Source organism: Amycolatopsis sp. NBC_01480, assembly GCF_036227205.1.
Lineage (GTDB): Bacteria > Actinomycetota > Actinomycetes > Mycobacteriales > Pseudonocardiaceae > Amycolatopsis.
On the sequence record NZ_CP109442.1, the window covers coordinates 3,839,491 to 3,860,958 of the forward strand.

Below are 21,468 nucleotides of genomic sequence, written 5' to 3' on the forward strand. Positions count from 1 at the left end.
TCCGGGGCGCGGCATCAGCGCACCGACTTGATCGGCAGGACGGCCACCGCGCCGACGACGCAGACCGCGGCCGCGACGCCGAGCAGGAGCGAGTAGTTGTTGCCGCCGCCGATCCCGATCAGCGCGGCGCCGACCGCCGGGGCCAGCGCCTGCGGTCCGGCGTTGGCGATGTTGAGCACGCCGAGGTCCTTCGCCGAGTCGTCCGGGTTGGGCAGCACGTCGATCACCAGCGCGAGGTCGACGCCCATGTAGATGCCGTACCCGGCGCCCAGCACCACTTCGCCCACGTAGAACGCGCCGATCGTCTCCGCCTGCAGCAGCAGGATCAGCCCGACGCCGAACAGCAGGGTCGACGCGGCGACGAACACCTTGCGCCGCCGCAGTTTGTCGGACAGCCAGCCGGCGGCCTGCCCGGTCAGCGCCACCATGATCGTGTACAGCAGCACCCCGGTCGCCATCACCGCGGTGGCGTCCGCCAGGGACAGCGCGAGCTCGTGCTGCATGTACAGCAGCCGGTAGGTGGTGAACAGGAACGAGGCCAGGATGATCATGAACCGGGAAACCCAGGCCCAGGCGAAATCCGGGTGCTTGCGCGGGCTGACCCAGAACGTCTTCAGCGCCGTGCGCAGGCCCTCGGACGGCGGGCGCCGGGGGAGCCGCCGGTCGGGCAGCACGATCGCGAACAGCGTGGTGAGCGCGAACCCGACGAGGCCGGGCACGAGGAACAGCAGCAGCAGGTGCGCGCCGAGGAACTGTGCGGCGTAAGCGGATCCGAGCATGCCGACCTGCTGCATGACGCCGAGCAGGCCGCTCACTTTCCCGCGCTGGACGGACGGCACCTGATCGGCGACCGTCGCCATCAGCGCGGCGAGGGCGGCGTTCGCCAGCGCCTGCGCGACGAACCAGGCGGCGGCGATCACGAAGAGGTTGCCGGCCAGCCCGATCACGGCCAGGCAGACCGTGAGCCCGAGCGAGCCGGTGACCAGCCACGGGCGCCGGCGGCCGAACCGCCCGGTGGTGCGGTCGCTGATCCGGCCGAAGACGGGGTTGGCGAGGAACGCCGCGACCGCGCCGGCGCTGCTGACCGTGCCGAGGGCGGCGACCGCGTCGTCCGGGCCGACGAGGGACTGGACCTTGATCGCGAGGCTGGCCAGAACCGGCGTCAGCAGCGCGAAGAACAACCCCACCTGCGCGAGCGCCATGGTCGCGACGACCCTCGGCGGTGCCTTGCGAGTGGGCGGGGGGATCAGCACGTCGCCTTGCGTGGCGGCGGAAGCTGTCGTGGCCATGATCGCCTCCTTGCGACCTCGGCAGTGAGGAGGCCATGACAGCACGCGACCGACCGAGTGCTCGGTCGGTAGATCGAAGAGAAATATATTCGTGATTCATTAGTGATAACCAGCCGACGGCTGCGAGCGGCGATCGGCTCGGCCGGACCCGCGTGTCAACCGCTTACCGGCGCCGTTCCAGCCGGTAAGAACCTTCCTTCGGCTGTATCTCGGGCACCGGTGACCTGGCTAGGTTCGAGCGCGCTGATCACCTTTGGGAGGAATCACATGCGTTCCAGAACTCGCGCCGGGCTCGGTGTGCTCGCCGCCGGCGTGGCCTCGGTGCTGCTGGCGAACGTCGCGGGCGCGGCCCCCGCGCCGGGCGCGCCGGGCGTCGGCGACCCGTACTACCCGAACGCCGGCAACGGCGGCACCGACGTGCTGCACTACGACATCCGGCTCAGCTACCAGCCGGCCACCGACGTGCTGTCCGGCACGACCACGCTGCTGCTCACCGCGACCCAGGACCTCTCCCGGTTCGACCTGGACTTCGCGCTCAAGGCCTCCAGCGTGCTGGTCGGCAACCGGCCCGCGCAGTTCACCAACCAGAACGGCGACGGCGAGCTGGTGATCACCCCCGCCGCGCCGCTGGCCAAGGGGCAGACCACCACCGTCGTCGTCGCCTACTCCGACACCCCGTCCACGGCGAAGATCGGCACCCTCAACGCGTGGAAGAAGGGCTCGTTCGGCGCGCTCGGCGTCGACGAGCCGCAGAGCGCCGCGTGGTGGTTCCCGTCCAACGACCACCCCACCGACAAGGCGACCTACGACGTCTCGGTCGAGGCGCCGGACGGCAACTCCGTGGTGTCGAACGGGAATCTCGTGCGCAAGAGGCAGAGCCGCGCCGGCTGGACGCGCTGGAACTGGCGCAGCACCAAGCCGCAGGCCACCTACCTGACCTCCCTGGTGATCGGCCCGTACGAGGTGAACCAGTCGACGACGCCGGACGGCAAGCCGTTCATCACCGCGTACGGCTCGGACCTCGGCGACTCGCTGTACGCCGCGAAGGCCAGCGTCGAGCGCACGCCGGAGGTCGACGCGTTCCTGGCGTCGCAGTTCGGCCCGTTCCCGTTCGAGGCCGAGGGCGGCGTGGTGACCAGCGGCATCACCTTCTCGCTGGAGAACCAGACGCGGCCCACCTACGGCCTGAAGAACTTCCTGGCCGGCTCCAACACCACGCTGATCGCGCACGAGAACGCGCACCAGTGGTTCGGCGACAACGTCTCGCTCGGCAAGTGGAGCGACATCTGGCTGAACGAGGGCTTCGCCTCCTACGCCGAGTACCTCTGGTCCGAGCACGAGGGCGAGGGCACCACGGCGGAGCTGGCGCAGTACGCGTACGACTCCTACCCGGCCGACTCCCCGTTCTGGCAGGTCCTGCCGGGCGACCCGGGTGAGGCGAACCAGTTCGACGGCGCGGTTTACGACCGTGGCGCGATGGCGTTGCAGGCCCTGCGCACGACGGTCGGCGACGACGCGTTCTTCACCACCCTGAAGCAGTGGCAGGTGCTCAAGGGCGGCAAGTCGGGCGTGATCCCGGAGTTCGAGGCGCTGGCCGAGAAGGTCTCGGGCAAGCCGCTGCAGGACTTCTTCCAGACCTGGCTGTTCACCAAGGGCAAGCCGGCGACCGGGCCGAACGGGACCGCGGCGAAGGCCTTCACGAGCAAGATCGCCCAGGCCAAGCCGAAGTCGTACGACCAGATCCGGGCCAACCACCAGTCGCTGGCCGCGGCCGGCGAACGCTGACCCTGTGGAGTGGCTACGCCGGTTCCCCCCGGCGTAGCCACTCTTACGAGTTAAACTCCCGAGCGTGACGGCAAGGAACGAGCGGGCGAGGCGGATCGGGTGGTTCGCCGTCCTCGGCCTCGCCGCACTGCTCACCGTGATGTGCGTGAGCCTGCTGTTCGCCGCGATCCGCAACGACAACGCGATCCAGTCGCACCTCGGCACGGCCAACGCCACGGTCGAGTCGGTCGCCTTCGACCGCACGATCATCCAGTACGGGACGCCGGACGGCATCGTGCACAGCCCGGCGAACGGCGTGCTCTACCCGTCCGGGCTGTCGGCGGGCCAGCTCGTGCAGATCGAGTACGACGCGACGGACCCGGACCTGGCCCGGGTCGCCGGCCGCTCGGCCGTGCTGACCCTGCTGCCGCTGGGCACGACCATCCTGTTCACCTGGCTGATCGCGGGCCCGCTGCTGTGGTGGCTGCGCCGCCTGATCAAGCGCGACCGCGCCGCCCACCCGGCGCCCGCGGCCACCGGCACCCCCGAGGTGCCGGTCTCCTCCTGAACCGGGCCGGTTCTCAGGCGACGGTCGCCGTCTCCTGCCACCAGCCGAGCACCTCGTCGGCGACGCCCGGCGCGGCGACCAGCAGCCCGTCCGCCGGCAGCGCGGTGTCCTCGCCGTGTTTGTCGAGCACCACGGCGCCGGCCTCGATGGCCAGCGCGACCGAGCCCGCGACGTCCCACTCGTGGTAGCTGTGCAGCACCGCCGCGGCCGCGTGGCCCAGCGCGACCTGTGCGATCGACAGCGCGGCCGAGCCCAGCACCCGCACACCCGCGTGCGCGGCCGCCGCGCGTTCGATGAACCCGCCCATGCCCGGCCACGGGCCCTTGCGCGCCAGCTCGGTGCAGACGATCGCGCCCGCCGTTACGCACCGGTCGGCCAGCTTGATCGGCTTGCCGTTCGCGCGGGCGCCGCGACCGCGCGCGGCGGCGTAGATCTGCGCGCGGTACGGGTCGGCGACCACGCCGACGACCGGGCCGGACGCGTCGACCAGCGCGAGGCTGTACGCGCACCAGGGGACCCCGGCGACGTAGTTGGCGGTGCCGTCCACGGAGTCGACGACCCAGCGGTACTCGGCGACGTCCGCGCCGTGGTCGGCGCCGAACTCGTGGCCCACCACCGGGATCCCGGGGAACTCGGCGGTCAGCACCCGGCGGGTGTGCCGTTCGAGGATGCGGTCGGTGTCGGTGACCCAGTCGAACGGGGAGTCCAGGGTCGAGGGGTGGGCGCCCCGGCCGGCGGTCGCGGTGATCACGTCGGTCGCGTCGTTGGCCAGCCGGCCGGCCACCTCGAGGGCCCTCGAGAGCAGCCCCGGCTCCACGGGCTTCGACGGCCTGGAGGACAAGAGGGTCATGCCTGCTTAGTCTGGGCGAGGCTGGTTTACGGGACACGACCTTGAGATGACATGTGGTGTCCGATCTGCCGACGGCGCGGCGCCCGGCCCGGCGCATTCGGAGTGTTCGGACACCGTTGGCTCATGTGTCACGCGGGATTGGCCCGGCCCGCGCGCTCCGGTGCGACAGTGGCCGGGTGCGAGTCGCCATAGTCACCGAAAGTTTCCTGCCCCAGGTGAACGGCGTAACGAACTCCGTGCTGCGGGTCGTCGAGCACCTGGCCGACCGCGCCCACGACGTGCTCGTGGTGGCGCCCGGTCCGGGCCCGGAGTCCTACCGCGGCGCCCCCGTCGTCCGCATTCCCGCCTTCGACGTGCCCGGGGTGCACTCACTGCCGATCGGCCTGCCGACGCGGACGGTGCTCACCGCGCTGGCCGGTTTCGCGCCGGACGTGGTGCACCTGGCGTCGCCGTTCGTGGTCGGCGCGCGCGGGCTGGCCGCGGCCAGACGGCTGCGCGTGCCCACGGTCGCCGTCTACCAGACCGACATCGCCGGGTTCGCCGCCGCGTACGGCTTCGGCATCGGTGCCCGCGCGGCCTGGCGCTGGGTCCGGCGCGTGCACTCGCGGGCAGACCGGACGCTCGCGCCGTCGTCCGACGCGGTGGAACAGCTGGAGCTGCACGGCGTGCCGCGGGTGCACCGCTGGGCCCGCGGCGTGGACATCGACCGGTTCTCGCCGTCGCACGCCGACCCCGCGCTGCGCGCCGAGCTGGCCCCGAACGGCGAGTTGCTGGTCGGTTTCGTCGGCCGGCTCGCGCCGGAGAAGGAGGTCGACCGGCTGATCGCGCTGGGCGACCTGCCGGGCGTGCGGCTGGTCGTGGTCGGCGACGGCCCGGAGCTGCCCGCGCTGCGCGAGCGCCTGCCGCGCGCGGCCTTCCTCGGCGCGAAGTACGGCGACGACCTCTCGGCCGCGTACGCCAGCCTGGACGTGTTCGTCCACACCGGACCGCACGAGACGTTCTGCCAGGCGGTGCAGGAGGCCATGGCGTCCGGCCTGCCGGTGCTCGCGCCCGCCGCGGGCGGCCCGAAGGACCTGGTGCTGCCCGGCCGCACGGGGTACCTGCTGCCGGCCGACCGCGCCGGCTTCGGTCCCGCGCTGATCGAAAAGGTGGACGCCCTGCGCGACCCGGCGCTGCGGGCGCGGCTGGGGGAGAAGGCCCGGAAAGTGGTGCTGGGCCGCACCTGGCCCGCGGTCTGCCACGAGCTCGTCGGGCACTACGAACAGGTGCGGGGCCAAGTCGCCCGTGCGGCCTGAGCCGTGCACATCGTCCAGCTGGCCAACTTCTACGGACCGCGCTCCGGCGGGCTGCGCACGGCGCTGCACCACCTCGGCGCGGGGTACGTCGCCAGCGGGCACCGGGTCACGCTGGTCGTGCCGGGCACGCGCTACTCCGTCGAGAGCCTGCCCACGGGGGTGTGCCGGTATTCGCTGCCCGCGCCGCGCATCCCCGGCACCGGCGGCTACCGGGCGGTCGACCCGCACCGGGTCCGGGCCGAGCTGCGCCGGCTGGAGCCGGACCGGCTGGAGGTCTCGGACCGGCTGACGCTGCGCGGGATGGGCACCTGGGCGCGCCGCCACGGCGTGCCCAGCACGGTCATCTCGCACGAGCGGCTCGACCGGCTGCTGGAGCAGTTCCTGCTGCCGGAATCGATGGCGCGCGCGGTCGCGGACGCCGCCAACCGCCGGATGGCGGCCAGCTACGACACGGTCGTCTGCACCACCGCGTTCGCCCGCGCGGAGTTCGACCGGATCGCCGTGCCGAACGTCCGGCGGGTGCCGCTGGGCGTCGACCTGGCCACCTTCGCGCCGTCCATGCGGGACGACGGCTGGCGGCACACCCTGACCGGCGCGGCCGACGCGTTGCTGGTCCACTGTGGACGGCTGTCGCCGGAGAAACACGTGGAGCGCAGCGTCGACACCGTCGCGGAGCTGACCGAATCGGGCTTCCGGGTCCGGCTGGTGATCGCCGGCGACGGCCCGCGGCGGCGCGCGCTGGAACGCCGGGCGCGCGGGCTGCCCGTGACGTTCCTGGGTTTCCTGTCCGGCCGCGCGGAGGTTGCGCGGCTGCTGGCCAGCGCGGACGTTTCGCTGGCGCCGGGGCCGCACGAGACGTTCGGGCTGGCCGCGCTGGAGGCACTGGCGTCGGGGACGCCCGTGGTGGTCTCGGCGTCTTCGGCGCTGCGCGAGATCGTCGGCCCGGGCTGCGGCGCCGCGGTCGACGACTTCGCGCCTGCTTTCGCTACGGCGGTGACTGGGCTGCTGGACAGTCCGGAGGATCAACGGCGGGCGGCGGCCCGGGCTCGGGCGGAGGAGTTCGCGTGGCCGGAGTCGGTGCGGGGGATGTTGGCGGCCCACGGTTAAGGCTCGTGAGTGCCTATGCCGGTTCTAACCGTCATGAACACTCACGAGTCGCGGTAGCCGGGATGGACTCCCGGCGCCAGGCCCTGCTTCTCGGCGACCCGGCTGAGCAGGTCGAACAGCGTCGCGCGCTCCTCGGCGGACAGGGCTGACGTGAGGTCGTCCTCGTGCGCCATCCCCACCTCGGCCAGCGAGCGCATCGCCTTTTTCCCGGCGTCACTGAGGAAAACCGCGTAGAGGCGCCGGTCCTGCGGGTTGCGGCGGCGCTCGATCAGGCCGCGTTGCTCGAGCCCGTCGACCAGCGCGACCAGCCGGGTCGGCGGCGTGCCCAGCTCGGCGGCCAGCGTCTGCTGGCTCTCGCCGGGCCGCCGCGCGATGACCCGGAGCAGTCCGGTCTGCGGCGGCGTCAGGTCCAGCTCCGCGATGCGCTCGGTGAACCGCCGGGCGGCGTGCGCGCCGAGCTGGGCCAGCAGGAACGCGCTGCCGGTGCGAGGAGTCCCTTCCATGGCCGAAACCATATCTCTTGACAATCGATTACACCAGTGTAATCGTTCTAGTAGTGAAACTAATTGACCAGGAGGTTCTCATGACAACCACCACGCAGACCCGACAGCAGGGCGGACCGCCGCTGCTCGTTCCCGCGCTGGCGTTCGGGGTGCTGACCATCGCGTCGGGCGCCCTCGGCGCGGCCGGGACCCGGCCGGACTCCAGCCCGGCCGACGTGGTCGCGTACGACCTCGGGCACCAGGGCCTGCTGAACCTCCTGGCGCTCGTGGTGTTCGGCGCGTCGATCCCGCTGGCCATCTGGTCCGCGACGGTCTACCGGCGGCTGCGCAGGCTCGGCGTCACCGCGCCGGGAGCGGTGATCGGGCTGACCGGGGGCGTGCTGGCGTCGGCCTCGCTCGCGCTCAGCGGGCTCGTCACGTGGACGGCGGCGCAGACGGCGGACCCGGCGGTGCCCGCCCTGTCCCGCGCGCTGACCAGCCTCGCGTTCGCCACCGGCGCTGCCGGTTTTGTCGTCCCGCTCGCGCTGCTGATCGCCGGGATCGCCGTGCCCGCCCTGTTCCTCGGCCTGCTGCCACGCTGGGTGTCGATCGCGGGGCTGGTCATTGCGGCCGCCGCGGTGCTGGCGACCTTCACGCTGCTGACCCCGGCGCTGAACCCGCTGATCCCGGTCGGCCGGTTCGGCGGCCTGATCTGGCTGGTGCTGGTCAGCGTCCTGCTTCCGCAGAACCGGCACCAGGTCCGCTGAACGACGGTGTCTAGAGTTCAGGACATGCCACGCGCCAGCTTGGACAAGGATCCGCACGAGGTCGCCGCGATGTTCGACGGCGTCGCGTCCGGCTACGACCGGGCCAACTCGTTCATGACGTTCGGCTTCGACCGGCGCTGGCGCACCACCACCGCGCGGGTGCTGGACGCCAAGCACGGGGAGAAGGTGCTCGACCTCGCCGCCGGCACCGGCGTCTCCACCGTGGAGTACGCCCGCGGCGGCGCCTGGTGCCTGGCCGCGGACTTCTCCGTCGGCATGCTGCGGGCGGGCCTGCACCGCAAGGTCCCGATGGTCGCGGCCGACGCGCTGCACCTGCCGTTCGCCGACGATTCCTTCGACGCGGTCACGATTTCGCTGGCGCTGCGCAACTTCGTGGACACCAAGGCGGCGCTGGTCGAGATCGCCCGCGTGGTCAAGCCGGGCGGGCGGCTGGTGATCTGCGAGGTGTCGACGCCCACATTCGCGCCGATCCGGTTCTTCTACCGCCGGTTCGTGCTCAAGCTGCTCACCTGGGTCGGCAGCCGGTCCTCGACGAACCCCGAGGCCTACTCCTACCTGGCCGAATCCATGCTGGCCTGGCCGGACCAGCGGGCGCTGGGGGAGATCATCGCGAGCGCCGGCTGGACCGAGGTGGAGTGGCTGAACCTCACGTTCGGCGTCGTCGCCATTCATCGGGCGAAGAAGCCTTCTCTAAACTCGGCGGTATGAGCCCTCGTCGTAACCCGGACCACGATGCCGAAGTGATCGTGGTCGGCGCCGGACCGGCCGGATCCACCGCGGCCACCTACCTCGCGCGCGCGGGCGTCGACGTGCTGCTGCTGGAGAAGACCGAGTTCCCGCGGGAGAAGGTCTGCGGCGACGGGCTGACCCCGCGCGGGGTCAAGCAGCTGATCGACTTGGGCATCGACACCAGCGAGGACGCGGGCTGGGTGCACAGCCGCGGCCTGCGCATCCTCACCGGCGACCTGACGCTGGAACTCGACTGGCCGGACCTCACCAGCTACCCGCCGTACGGCGTCGCCCGCACCCGCCAGGACTTCGACGACCTGCTCGCGAAGACCGCGGTGAAGGCCGGCGCGCGACTGTACGAGCGCACCAGCGTCACCGGCGCGATCACCAACTCCTCCGGGCGCGTTGTGGGCGTCGAGGCGAAGGTGGGCCCCGAGAAGACGCCGGTCAGCTACCGGGCGCCGCTGGTGCTGGCCTGCGACGGCGTCTCCGCGCGGCTCGCGCTGAGCGTCGGCATCGACAAGAACGAGAAGCGCCCGATGGGCGTCGCCGTGCGCCGGTACTACAAGAGCCCGCGCCACGACGACCCGTTCATCGAGGGCCACCTCGAGCTGTGGGACCGCTCGGACCCGCGCGACCCGAAGCTGCTGCCCGGTTACGGCTGGGCGTTCCCGCTCGGCGACGGCACGGTCAACGTCGGGCTCGGCATGCTGTCGACGTCCGCCTCGTTCCGCAACACCGACTACCGCGCGCTGCTGCGGCAGTGGCTCGACGGCACGCCCGAGGAATGGGGCTACCGCGAGGAGAACGCGATCGGCAAGGTCGGCGGCGCCGGGCTGCCGATGGGCTTCAACCGCACCCCGCACTACCGCGACGGCCTGCTGCTGCTCGGCGACGCCGGCGGCATGGTGAGCCCGTTCAACGGCGAGGGCATCTCCGCGGCGATGGAATCGGCGCAGCTCGCTTCGGAGTTCGTGGTGCAGGCGCTGGCCCGCGCCGAAGGGCCTTCGCGCGAGCGCGCGTTGGAGGGCTACCCGCGCGCTGTCGGCGAGCTGATGGGCGGCTACTACCGGCTCGGCAACGTGTTCGCGAAGCTGATCGGCAAGCCCAAGATCATGCACGCCGCGACCAAGTACGGCCTGCGGATCAACAAGATCCTTCCGTTGGTGTACAAGGGACTTTCCGGCTGCTATGACGCCAAGGGCGGCGACGGCGTCGACCGTCTGATCGCCGCTCTCGCGCGCGCCACGCCCAGTCCCCGCTGACCCGCCGTCTGAAGCGCCCCAATGTGGCGTTCGGTGCGTTGAGCGCACCGAACGCCACATTGGGTGCGTGGAATCGGGGCTGGGCGCGGAGCGCCTCCGTTGAGGGTGGTGGTGGGGCAGGGCTGGAGCAACCAACGCCACATTGGGGCGGAGTGACCCGGCCGGAGCAGTGGTTGCCCGGCCGGTCAGGTGGGATACGTCACAAGATCAGGTCCGGTAAGCACCATATGCGAGTGCTCGCGAGGCCTCTTCCCGCTGGTCCCGAGAGTGCGCCCGGGCGAGTCCCGGATTGGCCGCCTGGTCAAGTTAGGTAAGCCTTATACCACGGCCCCTAGGGACAACCGTGTGAGTCGCGTCCTACACTCCCCCCATGCTTGTGAACCGCTTCACATCCACGACGAGTGGCTTGTGAACTATTTCACAAGCAGCCCCCGGTCCGGCCACGGGCCGTAAGGGTGCCCTGACCCTCGGCGGTGTGACCCAGCTCCCTTAGGGTGCCGTCGAGGAAGCGGACCACCACCCGTAGAAGAACCCCGCAGCGGCGCGGAAAGGATGGCGAAAACCCCGTGCTGATGTTGCCCGTGCTGGCGCAGGCGGAAACCGCAGGAGCGGCTGCGGCCGCGCCTGGCCTGAAGGTGTACCTGCCGCTCGTCCTGTTGTTCGTTCTCGCGGCGGCGTTCGCGCTGCTGTCCGTGCTGCTGGGCCCGATGGTCGGCCCGAGCCGGTACAACAAGGCCAAGACCTCGGCCTACGAGTGCGGGATCGAGCCCTCGCCCCAGCCGGTCGTCGGCGGCGGGCGGATGCCGGTGGCGTACTACATCACGGCGATGCTCTTCATCCTGTTCGACATCGAGATGGTGTTCCTCTACCCGTTCGCGGTGAACGCGAACGCGCTCGGTGTGTTCGGCCTGGTGGAGATCGTGCTGTTCATCGTTACGGTCGGGTTCGCGTACGCCTACGTGTGGCGGCGCGGCGGCCTGGATTGGAACTGAAGCCATGGGCCTCGAAGAGAAACTCCCCAACGGCATCCTGCTGGCCAGCCTCGAGGGCCTGGTCAACTGGGCGCGCAAGAACTCGCTCTGGCCCGCCACGTTCGGCCTCGCCTGCTGCGCGATCGAGATGATGACGGTCGGCGGCTCCCGCTACGACATCGCCCGGTTCGGCATGGAGCGGTTCAGCGCCACCCCGCGCCAGGCCGACCTGATGATCGTCGCCGGCCGGGTGACCCAGAAGATGGCCCCGGTGCTGCGCCAGATCTACGACCAGATGGCCGAGCCGCGCTGGGTGCTCGCGATGGGCGTCTGCGCCTCCTCGGGCGGCATGTTCAACAACTACGCGGTGGTGCAGGGTGTCGACCACGTCGTGCCGGTCGACATGTACCTGCCCGGCTGCCCGCCCCGGCCCGAGATGCTGCTCGACGCGATCCTCAAGCTGCACGCCAAGATCCAGGACGAGCCGCTGAACGCCCGCCGCGCCGCGATCCGCGCCGCCAGCGGGGCGCGCACCGAGCTGATCCCGTCGTCGATCAAGTACGCGAAGAAGTGAGCGACGTGCCCGAAACCCCAGAGACCGGACCGGAAACCGGCGGCGAGCAGTCCAGCGCCGAGCGCCCGGAAGGCGGCCTCGAGCCCCAGGGCGCCAACCCGGCCGCCCCCGCCGAGCCCGTCGTCTCCGGCCGCGCCCGCCAGGGCATGTTCGGCGTCACCGGCAGTGGTGACACCTCCGGCTACGGCGGCGTGCGCCTGCCCGCGTACAGCCCGGCCCCGGCCGAGCGCCCGTACGGCGGCTGGTTCGACGAGTTCGCCGACGAGTTCCTCGCCGCGCTGGCGGACAACAACGTTCCGGCGAGCGCGATCCTGCAGACCACGGTGCACCGCGACGAGATCACCTTCTACGTCGAGCGCGAGCACCTGGTGGCCATCGCCCGCACCCTGCGCGACGATCCGGGCCTGCGCTTCGAGCTGCTCAGCTCGGTGTCCGGAGTGGACTACGGCGTGGACGTGCCGCAGCGGCTGCACTCGGTCTACCACTTCACCTCGATGACCTACCGGCGCCGGATCCGGCTCGAGGTCACCCTCGACGTCGAGGACGCGCACGTGCCGTCGCTGGTCGGGCTGTACCCGACGGCGGACTGGCAGGAGCGCGAGACCTGGGACATGTTCGGCATCGTCTACGACGGCCACCCGGCGCTGACCCGGATCCTCATGCCGGACGACTGGGACGGCCACCCCCAGCGCAAGGACTACCCGCTCGGCGGGATCCCGGTCGAATACAAGGGCGCGGAGATTCCGCCGCCGGACCAGCGGAGGTCGTACTCGTGAGCATCGAAGACACCACCGAGACCGACGCCGCGGTCCCCGAGGCGGACAGCCGCGACACCACCGAAGGTCGCGTCTACACCGTTTCCGGCGGTGACTGGGACGACGTCGTCGCCGACGCGCAGCACGACGAGCGCATGGTCATCAACATGGGCCCGCAGCACCCGTCGACGCACGGCGTGCTCCGGCTCGTGCTGGAGATGGAGGGCGAGACCGTCACGCAGCTGCGTTCGGTGATCGGCTACCTGCACACCGGCATCGAGAAGAACTGCGAATACCGGACCTGGACCCAGGGCGTCACGTTCGTCACGCGGATGGACTACCTGGCGCCGCTGTCCACGGAGATGGCGTACTGCCTCGGCGTGGAGAAGCTGCTGGGCATCAAGGCCCCGCCGCGCGCGGAGCTGCTTCGCGTGATGCTGCTGGAGATCAACCGGATCGGCTCGCACCTGGTCTACATCGCGACCGGCGGCATGGAGCTCGGCGCCACCACCGCGATGACGCTCGGCTTCCGCGAGCGCGAAGAGGTGCTGCACCTGCTGGAGCACCTGACCGGCCTGCGGATGAACCACGCGTTCATCCGCCCGGGCGGGCTCGCGCAGGACATGCCGGCGGACTTCGAGGAGAAGGTCACCGAGTTCTGCAAGGTGATGGACAAGCGCCTTCCCTTGTACGACAAGCTGTTCACCGGTCAGCCGATCTGGCGCAACCGGCTCAAGGGCGTGGGCTACCTGCCGGTCGACGCGTGCCTCGCGCTCGGCGTCACCGGCCCGATCCTGCGCTCGGCCGGGCTGCCGTGGGACCTGCGCAAGACCGAGCCGTACTCGCGCTACGACGAGTTCGACTTCGACATCCCGACGTCCAACGACGCGGACTGCTGGGCCCGGTACCTGATCCGGGTCGAGGAGATGCACCAGAGCCTGCGGATCATCAAGCAGGTGCTCAAGAAGCTCGAGCCGGGCCCGGTCATGGTCGAGGACAAGAAGGTCGCGTGGCCGGCGCAGCTGTCGATCGGCAGCGACGGCATGGGCAACTCGCTCGAGCACGTCAAGAAGATCATGGGCCAGTCGATGGAATCGCTGATCCACCACTTCAAGCTCGTCACCGAGGGCTTCCACGTGCCGGCCGGCCAGGTCTACTCGCCGGTGGAGTCGCCGCGCGGGGAACTGGCCGCGCACCTGGTGTCCGACGGGGGCACCCGGCCGCTGCGCGTGCACGTGCGGGAGCCGAGTTTCGTGAACCTGCAGTCGATGCCCGCGATGGCCGAGGGCGGGCTGGTGGCCGACGTGATCGCCGCGGTCGCGTCGATCGACCCGGTGATGGGGGGAGTGGACCGATGACGAGTTCGACTGCGATGCCCGAGCCGGGGCCGCACGACGCGAAGGCGACGTACGCCGCCTCGGGCGGCGACACCGACGTGGTCGCGATCGCGCCGGATCCCGCTGTGGCCGAAGGCATCCTGGCGGATCACCCGGCCGAGGACATCTTCGGCGAGGACGTGCACGCCAAGGCGAAGGACCTGATCGCCCGCTACCCGATGTCGCGCTCGGCGCTGCTGCCGCTGCTGCACCTGGTGCAGTCCGTGCAGGGGTACGTCAGCCAAGAGGGCATCGCCTTCTGCGCCGCGCAGCTGGACCTGTCCGACGCCGAGGTCAGCGCGGTCGCGACGTTCTACACCATGTACAAGCGCCGCCCGTGCGGCGAGCACCTGGTGAGCGTCTGCACCAATACGCTGTGCGCGGCGATGGGCGGCGAGGCGATCTACAAGAAGCTCCAGACGCACCTCGGTTCCGAGGACGCGCCGCTGGGCCAGGAGGAGACGGCGGGCACGCCGGGCGAGCCGGGCTCGATCACGCTGGAGCACGCCGAGTGCCTCGCGGCCTGCGACCTGGCCCCGGTGCTGCAGGTCAACTACGAGTACTTCGACAACCAGACGCCGGAAAAGGCCGTCGCGCTGGTGGATGCGTTGCAGGCAGGCAAGAAGCCGGCCCCGACGCGCGGCGCCCCGCTCACGGACTTCAAGGGCGCGGAGCTCCAGCTCGCCGGGTTCTTCCCGGAGGACGAGGCCATCTACCGCGGTGACGTCGACGGGCCTTCGCAGGCCGTGGAAACGCTGCGCGGCGCGCAGATCGCGAACGAGCGCGGCTGGACCGCGCCGGCCACCCAGGACGTCCCGCTGCCGGTTCTGCCCGCCAAGGAAGGGGAGAAGAAGTAATGCCTGATCCCATTACTCCGGTCCTCACGAAGCGCTGGCTGTCGCCGAACTCCTGGCGCCTGGAGACCTACGAACGGCTCGAGGGCTACACCGCGGCGCGCAAGGCGCTGGCCGGCACACCCGAGCAGCTCGTCCAGGTGGTCAAGGACTCCGGCCTGCGCGGCCGCGGCGGCGCGGGCTTCCCGGCCGGCGTCAAGTGGTCGTTCATGCCGCCGAACTTCGACAAGCCGCACTACCTGGTGATCAACGCCGACGAGGGCGAGCCGGGCACCTGCAAGGACATCCCGCTGATGATGGCGGACCCGCACTCGCTGATCGAGGGCTGCATCATCGCCTCGTACGCGATGCGCTCGAACCACTGCTTCATCTACGTCCGCGGCGAGGCGCTGCACTGCATCCGCCGGCTCAACGCGGCGGCGCGCGAGGCGTACCAGGCCGGGTACCTGGGTAAGGACATCTTCGGCACCGGCTACGACCTCGAGCTGACCGTGCACGCCGGTGCCGGCGCGTACATCTGCGGCGAGGAAACCGCGCTGCTCGACTCGCTCGAAGGCCGTCGCGGCCAGCCCCGGCTCAAGCCGCCGTTCCCGGCCGCCGCGGGCCTGTACGCCGCGCCGACCACGGTGAACAACGTCGAGACGATCGCCTCCGCGCCGTTCATCGTGAACGCCGGCTCGGCCTGGTTCCGCGAGATGGGCCGCGAGAAGTCACCCGGCCCGAAGATCTACTCGATCTCCGGCCACGTCGAGAAGCCCGGCCAGTACGAGTGCCCGCTCGGCACCACGCTGCGCGAGCTGCTGGAGCTGGCGGGCGGCATGAAGGACGGCATCCCGCTCAAGTTCTGGACCCCGGGCGGCTCGTCCACGCCGATGTTCACCGCCGAGCACCTCGACACTCCGCTCGACTTCGAGGGCGCGGCCGAGGCCGGCTCGATGCTCGGCACCACCGCGGTGCAGGTCTTCAACGAGACCGTTTCCGTGCCGTGGGCCGTGATGAAGTGGACCCAGTTCTACGAGCACGAGTCCTGCGGCAAGTGCACGCCGTGCCGCGAGGGCACGTACTGGCTCGCGCAGATCCTGGAGCGCATGGTGGAGGGCCACGGCACCGCCGAGGACATCGACACCCTGCTGGACGTCTGCGACAACATCCTCGGCCGTTCGTTCTGCGCGCTGGGCGACGGCGCGGTGTCGCCGATCCAGAGCGGGATCAAGTACTTCCGCGAGGAGTTCCTCGCGCTGTGCGAGAAGAACAAGGCCGCCCAGCCCGAATTGGTGGGAGCACAGGCATGACGATCGCCCCCGACAAGCCGGCGACCCAGGAGACCCCGGTCCCCGAAGGTCACGTGAAGCTGATCATCGACGGTGAAGAGGTCATCGCGCCCAAGGGCGAGCTGCTGATCCGCACCGCCGAGCGGCTCGGCACGGTCATCCCGCGGTTCTGCGACCACCCGCTGCTCGACCCGGCCGGCGCCTGCCGCCAGTGCCTGGTCGAGGTGGAGATGGGCGGCCGGCCGATGCCGAAGCCGCAGGCCTCCTGCACCATGACGGTCGCCGACGGCATGGTGGTCAAGACCCAGCTGACCTCGGCCGTCGCGGACAAGGCCCAGCACGGCGTGATGGAGCTGCTGCTCATCAACCACCCGCTGGACTGCCCGATCTGCGACAAGGGCGGCGAGTGCCCGCTGCAGAACCAGGCTCTGGCCCACGGCCGCACGGAATCGCGGTTCGTCGACACCAAGCGCACGTTCCCGAAGCCGCTGCCGATCTCCTCGCAGGTGCTGCTGGACCGGGAGCGCTGCGTGCTCTGCCAGCGCTGCACGCGGTTCTCCGCGCAGATCGCCGGCGACCCGTTCATCGAGCTGCTCGAACGCGGCGCGCACCAGCAGATCGGCACCGCCGAGACCGCGGACGTGCTGGACCTGGCCTCGCGCACCACTTCGGGCCAGCCGTTCCAGAGTTACTTCTCCGGCAACGTCATCCAGATCTGCCCGGTGGGCGCGCTGACCAGCGCGGCGTACCGGTTCCGGTCGCGGCCGTTCGACCTGGTGTCGGCGCCGGGGGTGTGCGAGCACTGCTCGTCCGGCTGTGCCGAGCGCACCGACTTCCGCCGCGGCAAGGTGCAGCGCAAGCTGGCCGGCGACGACCCGGAGGTGAACGAGGAGTGGCTGTGCGACAAGGGCCGCTTCGGCTTCCGCTACGTGCAGGCCGGTGACCGCATCCGCCGCCCGCTGGTCCGCAACGCGGCCGGCGAGCTGGAAGAGGCCTCCTGGACCGACGCGCTGCGCACCGCCGCCGAGGGCCTCGCGAAGGCCCGTGACGGCAAGGGCGCCGGCGTGCTCACCGGCGGCCGGCTGACCACCGAGGACGCGTACGCGTACGCCAAGTTCGCGCGGATCGCGTTGCGCACCAACGACATCGACTTCCGCGCCCGCGCGCACTCGGCCGAGGAGCTGGCGTTCCTCACCTCGAACGTGCTGGGCACCACGCCGGAGAACGGCGTCACCTTCGGCGAGATCGAAACGGCCCGCACGGTCCTGTGCGTGGCCTTCGAGCCGGAGGACGAGGCGCCGATCGTGTTCCTGCGGCTGCGCAAGGCGGCCCGCAAGAACCGCACCCGGGTGCTCCACTTAGGACAGTGGACGACCTCCTCGGTCCGCAAGACCTTCGGTGAGCTGCTGGCCTGCGTGCCGGGTGGCGAGGCCGCAGCGGTCGACGGCATCGCGCAGCACGCGGCCGACGTCGATGCCGCGCTCAGCGCCGAGGGCGCGGTGATCCTGGTCGGCGAGCGCGCCGCCGAGGTCCCGGGTCTGTTCTCCGCACTGCGCCGGCTCACCGAGCGCACGGGCGCGCGGCTCGCGTGGATCCCGCGCCGGGCCGGCGAACGCGGCGCGCTGGAGGCCGGCTGCGCGCCGACGCTCCTGCCGGGCGGCCGTTCCGCCGAAGATGCCGACGCCCGCGCCGAGGTCGAAAAGCTTTGGGGCGTCACGCTTCCCGCCCAGGCGGGCCGCGACACCACGGGCATCCTCGAGGCCGCGTCCGGGCAGCAGCTCGACGCGCTGCTGGTCGGCGGCGTCGACCCGAACGACCTGCCCGACCCGGACCTGGCCCGGCGCGCGCTGGACAACGCCGGCTTCGTGGTCAGCCTGGAGCTGCGGGCGGGCGAGGTGACCGAGCGGGCCGACGTGGTCCTGCCGATCGCGCCGACGGTGGAGAAGGCGGGCAGCTTCCTCAACTGGGAGGGCCGCCACCGCCCGTTCGACATCACGCTCGAAGGCACCGGCGCACTGGCCGACAGCCGGGTGCTCGACACCCTCGCGGTCGAGATGGACGCGGACCTGTTCACGCAGACCCCGGCCGCCGCGGCGGCCGACTTCGCCAAGCTGGGAGAGTCCCTGAAGGCCACCTTCAGGGACCCAGATGCCCTCAAGGTGGCCTTCAGGGCGAGCGAGCCGGGGGCGGGCCAGGCGTTGCTGTCCACCTGGCGGCAGCTGATCGACAACGGCTCGCTGCAGGACGACGAGCCGCACCTCAAGGGCACGCAGCGCGAGCCCGTCGCCCGCCTCTCGGCGAAGACGGCCGAGGGCCTCGGCGGCACCGTCCGCGTGTCGACCGAGCGCGGCGCGATCACGCTGCCGGTCGAGGTCGCCGACCTGCCCGACGGAGTCGTCTGGCTCCCGGGCAACTCCGACGGCTCCGCCGTCCGCGCCGCTCTCGGCGCGGGCCACGGCGCGCTGGTGCAGATCTCCGGAGGTGAACAGTGAGCCCTCAGCTCACGCCGTTCCTGGACCAGATGCCGGACGCCGCCGAGCGGGCTCGCCTGCTCGCCGACGACCCGTGGTGGCTGATCCTGATCAAGGCCGTGGTCATCCTGCTGATCGGGCCGATCCTGACGATCTTCCTGATCGTCTGGGAGCGCAAGGCGGTCGGCCGGATGCAGAACCGGCCCGGCCCCAACCGGGTCGGCCCCGGCGGGTACCTGCAGTCGCTGGCCGACGCGATCAAGCTCCCGTTCAAGGAGCAGATCATCCCGGACACCGCCGACCGCAAGGTGTACTTCCTCGCCCCGGTGCTCGCCGCCGTGCCCGCGCTGATCGCGCTGTCCGCGATCCCGTTCGGGCCGGTGGTCTCGATCTTCGGCCAGCAGACCACGCTGCAGCTGGTCGACCTGCCGGTGGGCGTGCTGGTGATCCTGGCCTGCTCGTCCATCGGCGTGTACGGCATCGTGCTGGCCGGCTGGGCCTCGGGCTCGCCGTACCCGCTGCTGGGCGCGCTGCGCTCGACCGCCCAGGTGATCTCCTACGAGATCGCGATGGGCCTGTCGATCGTCGCGGTGATCCTCTACTCGGGCACGCTGTCCACCTCCGGGATCGTCGACGCGCAGGCCCACGGCTGGTACTTCTACATGCTCATCCCGAGCTTCGTGATCTACCTGATCTCGATGGTCGGCGAGACCAACCGCGCGCCGTTCGACCTCGCCGAGGCCGAGTCGGAGCTGGTCGGCGGCTTCCACACCGAGTACAGCTCGATGAAGTTCGCGATGTTCTTCCTCGCCGAGTACGTCAACATGGTGATCGTCTCGGCCTTCTGCACCACGCTGTTCCTCGGCGGCTGGCGCTTCCCGTTCGTCGGTGAAGACTCGGCGCTGAACCAGAACTGGTGGCCGATGCTCTGGTTCTTCGCGAAGACCTTCGTCCTCCTGTTCTGCTTCATCTGGCTGCGCGGCACGCTGCCGCGCATGCGCTACGACCAGTTCATGCGCCTGGGCTGGAAGGTGCTGGTGCCGGTCAACCTGGTCTGGATCGTCGTGGTGGTCGCCATCAAGACCGTCCAGTGGAGCTGGCCGCAGATCCTGGTCGGGGTCGGCATCGTCCTGGTCGTGCTGGTGCTGCTGAGCCTGGCGCTGCCGGAGAAGAAGGTGCCGAACGACGACTACGTGCCGATCACCGGCGGCGGGCACCCGCTGCCGCCGCTGGACCTGAAGGTCCCCGAGAGCACCCCGCGCCGCAAGGCGCTGGCCAAGGCGGAGGCGAGGGCCGCCCGGCGGGCCCCGGCCGCCGTCGGCACCGCGGCAAAGGAAGGGGCGGAAGATGGCCAAGACTGACTTCCTCAATCCCATCAAGGGTTTCGGCGTCACCTTCGCGATGATGTTCAAGAAGGTCGCCACCGAGGAGTACCCGGAGGCCGGTGCCCCGGCCGCGCCGCGGTACCACGGGCGCCACCAGCTCAACCGGCACCCGGACGGGCTGGAGAAGTGCGTCGGCTGCGAGCTGTGCGCCTGGGCGTGCCCGGCCGACGCGATCTTCGTCGAGGGCGGCGACAACACCGAGGAGGCGCGGTTCTCCCCGGGTGAGCGCTACGGCGCGGACTACCAGATCAACTACCTGCGCTGCATCGGCTGCGGGTTGTGCATCGAGGCCTGCCCGACCCGGTCCCTGACGATGATCAACTTCTACGAGATGGCGGACGACGACCGCCAGCGGCTGATCTACACCAAGGAAGACCTGCTCGCCCCGCTGCTGCCCGGCATGGAGCAGCCGCCGCACCCGATGCGCCTGGGCGAGAACGAGCAGGACTACTACGTGAACGGCCCTGAGCTGGCGAAGCAGCAGGAGGGCAAGCAATGATCACGGCTCTCCTCGCGCAGGCGCCCGCCGCCGCGGACGGTTCGGTCTCGGTCGGCGAGGCCATCGCGTTCTGGATCCTCGGCCCGCTCTGCCTGCTCGGCGCGCTGGGCATGATCTTCTCCCGCAACGCCGTGCACTCGGCGCTGTGGCTGGTGCTCACGATGCTGAGCCTGGGCGCGCTCTACATGACGCAGTCCGCGCCGTTCCTCGGGTTCACGCAGATCATCGTCTACACCGGCGCGATCATGATGCTGTTCCTGTTCGTGCTGATGCTGGTCGGGCGGGAGAGCTCCGACTCGGTGGTCGAGGTCCTGCGCGGGCAGCGGATGGCGGCCACCCTGCTCGGCATCGGGCTCGCCGCGCTGATCGCGGCCGGCCTGTTCCGCTCGCTGGTGAACGTGACCCCGGCCGCGCCACTCGACCCGTACACCCCGGCCGGCGGCGCCGCGGGCGGGCTGGGCCGGCTCATCTTCACCCAGTACCTGTTCCCGTTCGAGCTGACCTCGGCGCTGCTGATCACCGCCGCGCTCGGCGCGATGGTGCTCGCCTTCACCGACCGGCATGCCAAGGGCGGCAAGCTCTCCCAGCGCGAGCTGGTGGTCATGCGCTTCCGCGGCGAGCACGACCGCCCGTCGCCGCTGCCCGGCCCGGGCGTGTTCGCCACGGCCAACTCCGTGGCCACCCCGGCCCTGCTGCCGGACGGCACGATCGCCCCCGAGTCGCTCTCGGCGATCATCGAGTCCACCTCGGCCGTGCAGCTCCTGCGCGACCGCAAGCTCGTCGCCGACGAGGGCCCGAAGCCGGACGCGCACGCGCTGGTCGGCGCCGAGTCCGAAGCCGGCGCGGAAGAGGAAGGGGAAGGCAAGTGACCCCGACCTACTACCTGCTGCTGTCGGCGTTGCTGTTCGCCATCGGCGCCGTGGGCGTCCTGGTCCGCCGGAACGCGATCGTGGTGTTCATGTGCATCGAGCTGATGCTGAACTCGGTGAACCTCACCCTGGTCACGTTCGCCCGGATCAACGGCGGGCTCGACGGCCAGGTGATGGCGTTCTTCGTGATGGTCGTGGCCGCCGCCGAAGTCGTGGTGGGCCTGGCGATCATCATGTCGATCTTCCGCACCCGGCGCTCGGCCTCGGTCGACGACACCAACCTGCTGAAGTACTGAGAGGGCGAGT

21 protein-coding genes are annotated in these 21,468 nt (G+C 70.8%); 18 read left to right on the forward strand and 3 right to left on the reverse strand.

The genetic code is table 11. From position 1 onward, the window contains the following. Nucleotides 1-14: 14 nt before the first annotated feature. A complete protein-coding gene (locus OG371_RS18415; RefSeq protein ID WP_329070835.1) occupies nt 15-1,289 on the reverse strand; it encodes an MFS transporter in 1,275 nt (424 codons plus the stop codon). 267 nt (nt 1,290-1,556) lie between these two features. On the opposite strand from OG371_RS18415, the gene OG371_RS18420 reads away from it, so the two are divergent. Both OG371_RS18420 and OG371_RS18425 read left to right on the forward strand, forming a co-directional pair. Beyond that, on the forward strand, nt 1,557-3,074 hold the full coding sequence (locus tag OG371_RS18420; RefSeq protein ID WP_329070837.1) for a M1 family metallopeptidase: 1,518 nt from the start codon (nt 1,557-1,559) through the stop codon (nt 3,072-3,074). A 64-nt stretch (nt 3,075-3,138) separates the two neighbouring features. Then, nucleotides 3,139-3,621 carry a DUF3592 domain-containing protein gene (locus OG371_RS18425; RefSeq protein WP_329070839.1) on the forward strand — a complete coding sequence of 161 codons (483 nt, stop codon included), beginning with the start codon at nt 3,139-3,141 and terminating at the stop codon, nt 3,619-3,621. A gap of 13 nt (nt 3,622-3,634) precedes the next feature. Here OG371_RS18425 and OG371_RS18430 read toward each other — a convergent pair whose 3' ends face one another. After that, nucleotides 3,635-4,471, reverse strand: a complete 837-nt coding sequence (locus OG371_RS18430; RefSeq protein WP_329070841.1) for an inositol monophosphatase family protein — start codon at nt 4,469-4,471, stop codon at nt 3,635-3,637. Nucleotides 4,472-4,686: 215 nt separating this feature from the next. On the opposite strand from OG371_RS18430, the gene OG371_RS18435 reads away from it, so the two are divergent. Beyond that, nucleotides 4,687-5,766 carry a glycosyltransferase family 4 protein gene (locus OG371_RS18435; protein WP_329070843.1) on the forward strand — a complete coding sequence of 360 codons (1,080 nt, stop codon included), beginning with the start codon at nt 4,687-4,689 and terminating at the stop codon, nt 5,764-5,766. A gap of 3 nt (nt 5,767-5,769) precedes the next feature. Next, nucleotides 5,770-6,873, forward strand: a complete 1,104-nt coding sequence (locus OG371_RS18440) for a glycosyltransferase family 4 protein (protein ID WP_329070845.1) — start codon at nt 5,770-5,772, stop codon at nt 6,871-6,873. Nucleotides 6,874-6,914: 41 nt separating this feature from the next. Here OG371_RS18440 and OG371_RS18445 read toward each other — a convergent pair whose 3' ends face one another. Continuing rightward, nucleotides 6,915-7,376 carry a MarR family winged helix-turn-helix transcriptional regulator gene (locus OG371_RS18445; RefSeq protein ID WP_329070847.1) on the reverse strand — a complete coding sequence of 154 codons (462 nt, stop codon included), beginning with the start codon at nt 7,374-7,376 and terminating at the stop codon, nt 6,915-6,917. Nucleotides 7,377-7,456: 80 nt separating this feature from the next. Here OG371_RS18445 and OG371_RS18450 point away from each other — a divergent pair, with 80 nt between their 5' ends. The 14 genes from OG371_RS18450 (at nt 7,457) to nuoK (ending at nt 21,458) form a co-directional block, all read left to right on the forward strand. Beyond that, nucleotides 7,457-8,122 carry a DUF4386 domain-containing protein gene (locus OG371_RS18450; RefSeq protein WP_329070849.1) on the forward strand — a complete coding sequence of 222 codons (666 nt, stop codon included), beginning with the start codon at nt 7,457-7,459 and terminating at the stop codon, nt 8,120-8,122. Nucleotides 8,123-8,146: 24 nt separating this feature from the next. Further along, the gene (locus tag OG371_RS18455; RefSeq protein WP_329070851.1) at nt 8,147-8,851 is read left to right on the forward strand and encodes a demethylmenaquinone methyltransferase; all 705 of its coding nucleotides are present in this window, start codon (nt 8,147-8,149) and stop codon (nt 8,849-8,851) included. Beyond that, nucleotides 8,848-10,137, forward strand: a complete 1,290-nt coding sequence (locus OG371_RS18460; RefSeq protein ID WP_329070853.1) for a geranylgeranyl reductase family protein — start codon at nt 8,848-8,850, stop codon at nt 10,135-10,137. The genes OG371_RS18455 and OG371_RS18460 overlap by 4 nt, the downstream gene beginning before the upstream one ends. Nucleotides 10,138-10,709: 572 nt before the next feature. Next, the gene (locus OG371_RS18465) at nt 10,710-11,129 is read left to right on the forward strand and encodes an NADH-quinone oxidoreductase subunit A (RefSeq protein WP_091618603.1); all 420 of its coding nucleotides are present in this window, start codon (nt 10,710-10,712) and stop codon (nt 11,127-11,129) included. A gap of 4 nt (nt 11,130-11,133) precedes the next feature. Continuing rightward, the gene (locus tag OG371_RS18470) at nt 11,134-11,682 is read left to right on the forward strand and encodes a NuoB/complex I 20 kDa subunit family protein (protein WP_091618395.1); all 549 of its coding nucleotides are present in this window, start codon (nt 11,134-11,136) and stop codon (nt 11,680-11,682) included. Between the two features lie 5 nt (nt 11,683-11,687). Beyond that, nucleotides 11,688-12,458: an NADH-quinone oxidoreductase subunit C gene (locus tag OG371_RS18475; RefSeq protein ID WP_329070856.1), complete on the forward strand. Its 771-nt coding sequence runs from the start codon at nt 11,688-11,690 to the stop codon at nt 12,456-12,458. Next, complete coding sequence (locus OG371_RS18480; RefSeq protein ID WP_329070858.1) at nt 12,455-13,795, forward strand: NADH-quinone oxidoreductase subunit D; 1,341 nt, start codon at nt 12,455-12,457, stop codon at nt 13,793-13,795. Before OG371_RS18475 ends, OG371_RS18480 begins: the two co-directional genes overlap by 4 nt. Beyond that, complete coding sequence (nuoE, locus tag OG371_RS18485) at nt 13,792-14,670, forward strand: NADH-quinone oxidoreductase subunit NuoE (RefSeq protein WP_329070859.1); 879 nt, start codon at nt 13,792-13,794, stop codon at nt 14,668-14,670. The genes OG371_RS18480 and nuoE overlap by 4 nt, the downstream gene beginning before the upstream one ends. Further along, nucleotides 14,670-15,959: an NADH-quinone oxidoreductase subunit NuoF gene (nuoF, locus tag OG371_RS18490; protein ID WP_329070861.1), complete on the forward strand. Its 1,290-nt coding sequence runs from the start codon at nt 14,670-14,672 to the stop codon at nt 15,957-15,959. Before nuoE ends, nuoF begins: the two co-directional genes overlap by 1 nt. Continuing rightward, complete coding sequence (locus OG371_RS18495) at nt 15,956-18,430, forward strand: NADH-quinone oxidoreductase subunit G (protein ID WP_329070863.1); 2,475 nt, start codon at nt 15,956-15,958, stop codon at nt 18,428-18,430. The genes nuoF and OG371_RS18495 overlap by 4 nt, the downstream gene beginning before the upstream one ends. A gap of 29 nt (nt 18,431-18,459) precedes the next feature. Then, nucleotides 18,460-19,770, forward strand: coding sequence for an NADH-quinone oxidoreductase subunit NuoH (gene nuoH / locus OG371_RS18500; RefSeq protein WP_329073155.1), 1,311 nt, complete (start codon nt 18,460-18,462; stop codon nt 19,768-19,770). Further along, nucleotides 19,757-20,293 carry an NADH-quinone oxidoreductase subunit NuoI gene (gene nuoI / locus OG371_RS18505; protein WP_329070865.1) on the forward strand — a complete coding sequence of 179 codons (537 nt, stop codon included), beginning with the start codon at nt 19,757-19,759 and terminating at the stop codon, nt 20,291-20,293. The genes nuoH and nuoI overlap by 14 nt, the downstream gene beginning before the upstream one ends. Beyond that, on the forward strand, nt 20,290-21,162 hold the full coding sequence (locus tag OG371_RS18510) for an NADH-quinone oxidoreductase subunit J (RefSeq protein WP_329070868.1): 873 nt from the start codon (nt 20,290-20,292) through the stop codon (nt 21,160-21,162). The genes nuoI and OG371_RS18510 overlap by 4 nt, the downstream gene beginning before the upstream one ends. Next, a complete protein-coding gene (nuoK, locus tag OG371_RS18515) occupies nt 21,159-21,458 on the forward strand; it encodes an NADH-quinone oxidoreductase subunit NuoK (protein ID WP_315653920.1) in 300 nt (99 codons plus the stop codon). The genes OG371_RS18510 and nuoK overlap by 4 nt, the downstream gene beginning before the upstream one ends. Nucleotides 21,459-21,468: the final 10 nt, after the last annotated feature.

What these genes read in the sequence shown, in the direction of transcription:
- OG371_RS18415 (WP_329070835.1), bottom strand. Translation starts at nt 1,289, where the DNA reads ATGGCCACGACAGCTTCCGCCGCCACGCAAGGCGACGTGCTGATCCCC.
- OG371_RS18420 (WP_329070837.1), top strand. Translation starts at nt 1,557, where the DNA reads ATGCGTTCCAGAACTCGCGCCGGGCTCGGTGTGCTCGCCGCCGGCGTG.
- OG371_RS18430 (WP_329070841.1), bottom strand. Translation starts at nt 4,471, where the DNA reads ATGACCCTCTTGTCCTCCAGGCCGTCGAAGCCCGTGGAGCCGGGGCTG.
- OG371_RS18445 (WP_329070847.1), bottom strand. Translation starts at nt 7,376, where the DNA reads ATGGAAGGGACTCCTCGCACCGGCAGCGCGTTCCTGCTGGCCCAGCTC.
- OG371_RS18450 (WP_329070849.1), top strand. Translation starts at nt 7,457, where the DNA reads ATGACAACCACCACGCAGACCCGACAGCAGGGCGGACCGCCGCTGCTC.
- OG371_RS18455 (WP_329070851.1), top strand. Translation starts at nt 8,147, where the DNA reads ATGCCACGCGCCAGCTTGGACAAGGATCCGCACGAGGTCGCCGCGATG.
- OG371_RS18460 (WP_329070853.1), top strand. Translation starts at nt 8,848, where the DNA reads ATGAGCCCTCGTCGTAACCCGGACCACGATGCCGAAGTGATCGTGGTC.
- OG371_RS18465 (WP_091618603.1), top strand. Translation starts at nt 10,710, where the DNA reads ATGTTGCCCGTGCTGGCGCAGGCGGAAACCGCAGGAGCGGCTGCGGCC.
- OG371_RS18470 (WP_091618395.1), top strand. Translation starts at nt 11,134, where the DNA reads ATGGGCCTCGAAGAGAAACTCCCCAACGGCATCCTGCTGGCCAGCCTC.
- nuoE (WP_329070859.1), top strand. Translation starts at nt 13,792, where the DNA reads ATGACGAGTTCGACTGCGATGCCCGAGCCGGGGCCGCACGACGCGAAG.
- nuoF (WP_329070861.1), top strand. Translation starts at nt 14,670, where the DNA reads ATGCCTGATCCCATTACTCCGGTCCTCACGAAGCGCTGGCTGTCGCCG.
- OG371_RS18495 (WP_329070863.1), top strand. Translation starts at nt 15,956, where the DNA reads ATGACGATCGCCCCCGACAAGCCGGCGACCCAGGAGACCCCGGTCCCC.
- nuoH (WP_329073155.1), top strand. Translation starts at nt 18,460, where the DNA reads ATGCCGGACGCCGCCGAGCGGGCTCGCCTGCTCGCCGACGACCCGTGG.
- nuoI (WP_329070865.1), top strand. Translation starts at nt 19,757, where the DNA reads ATGGCCAAGACTGACTTCCTCAATCCCATCAAGGGTTTCGGCGTCACC.
- OG371_RS18510 (WP_329070868.1), top strand. Translation starts at nt 20,290, where the DNA reads ATGATCACGGCTCTCCTCGCGCAGGCGCCCGCCGCCGCGGACGGTTCG.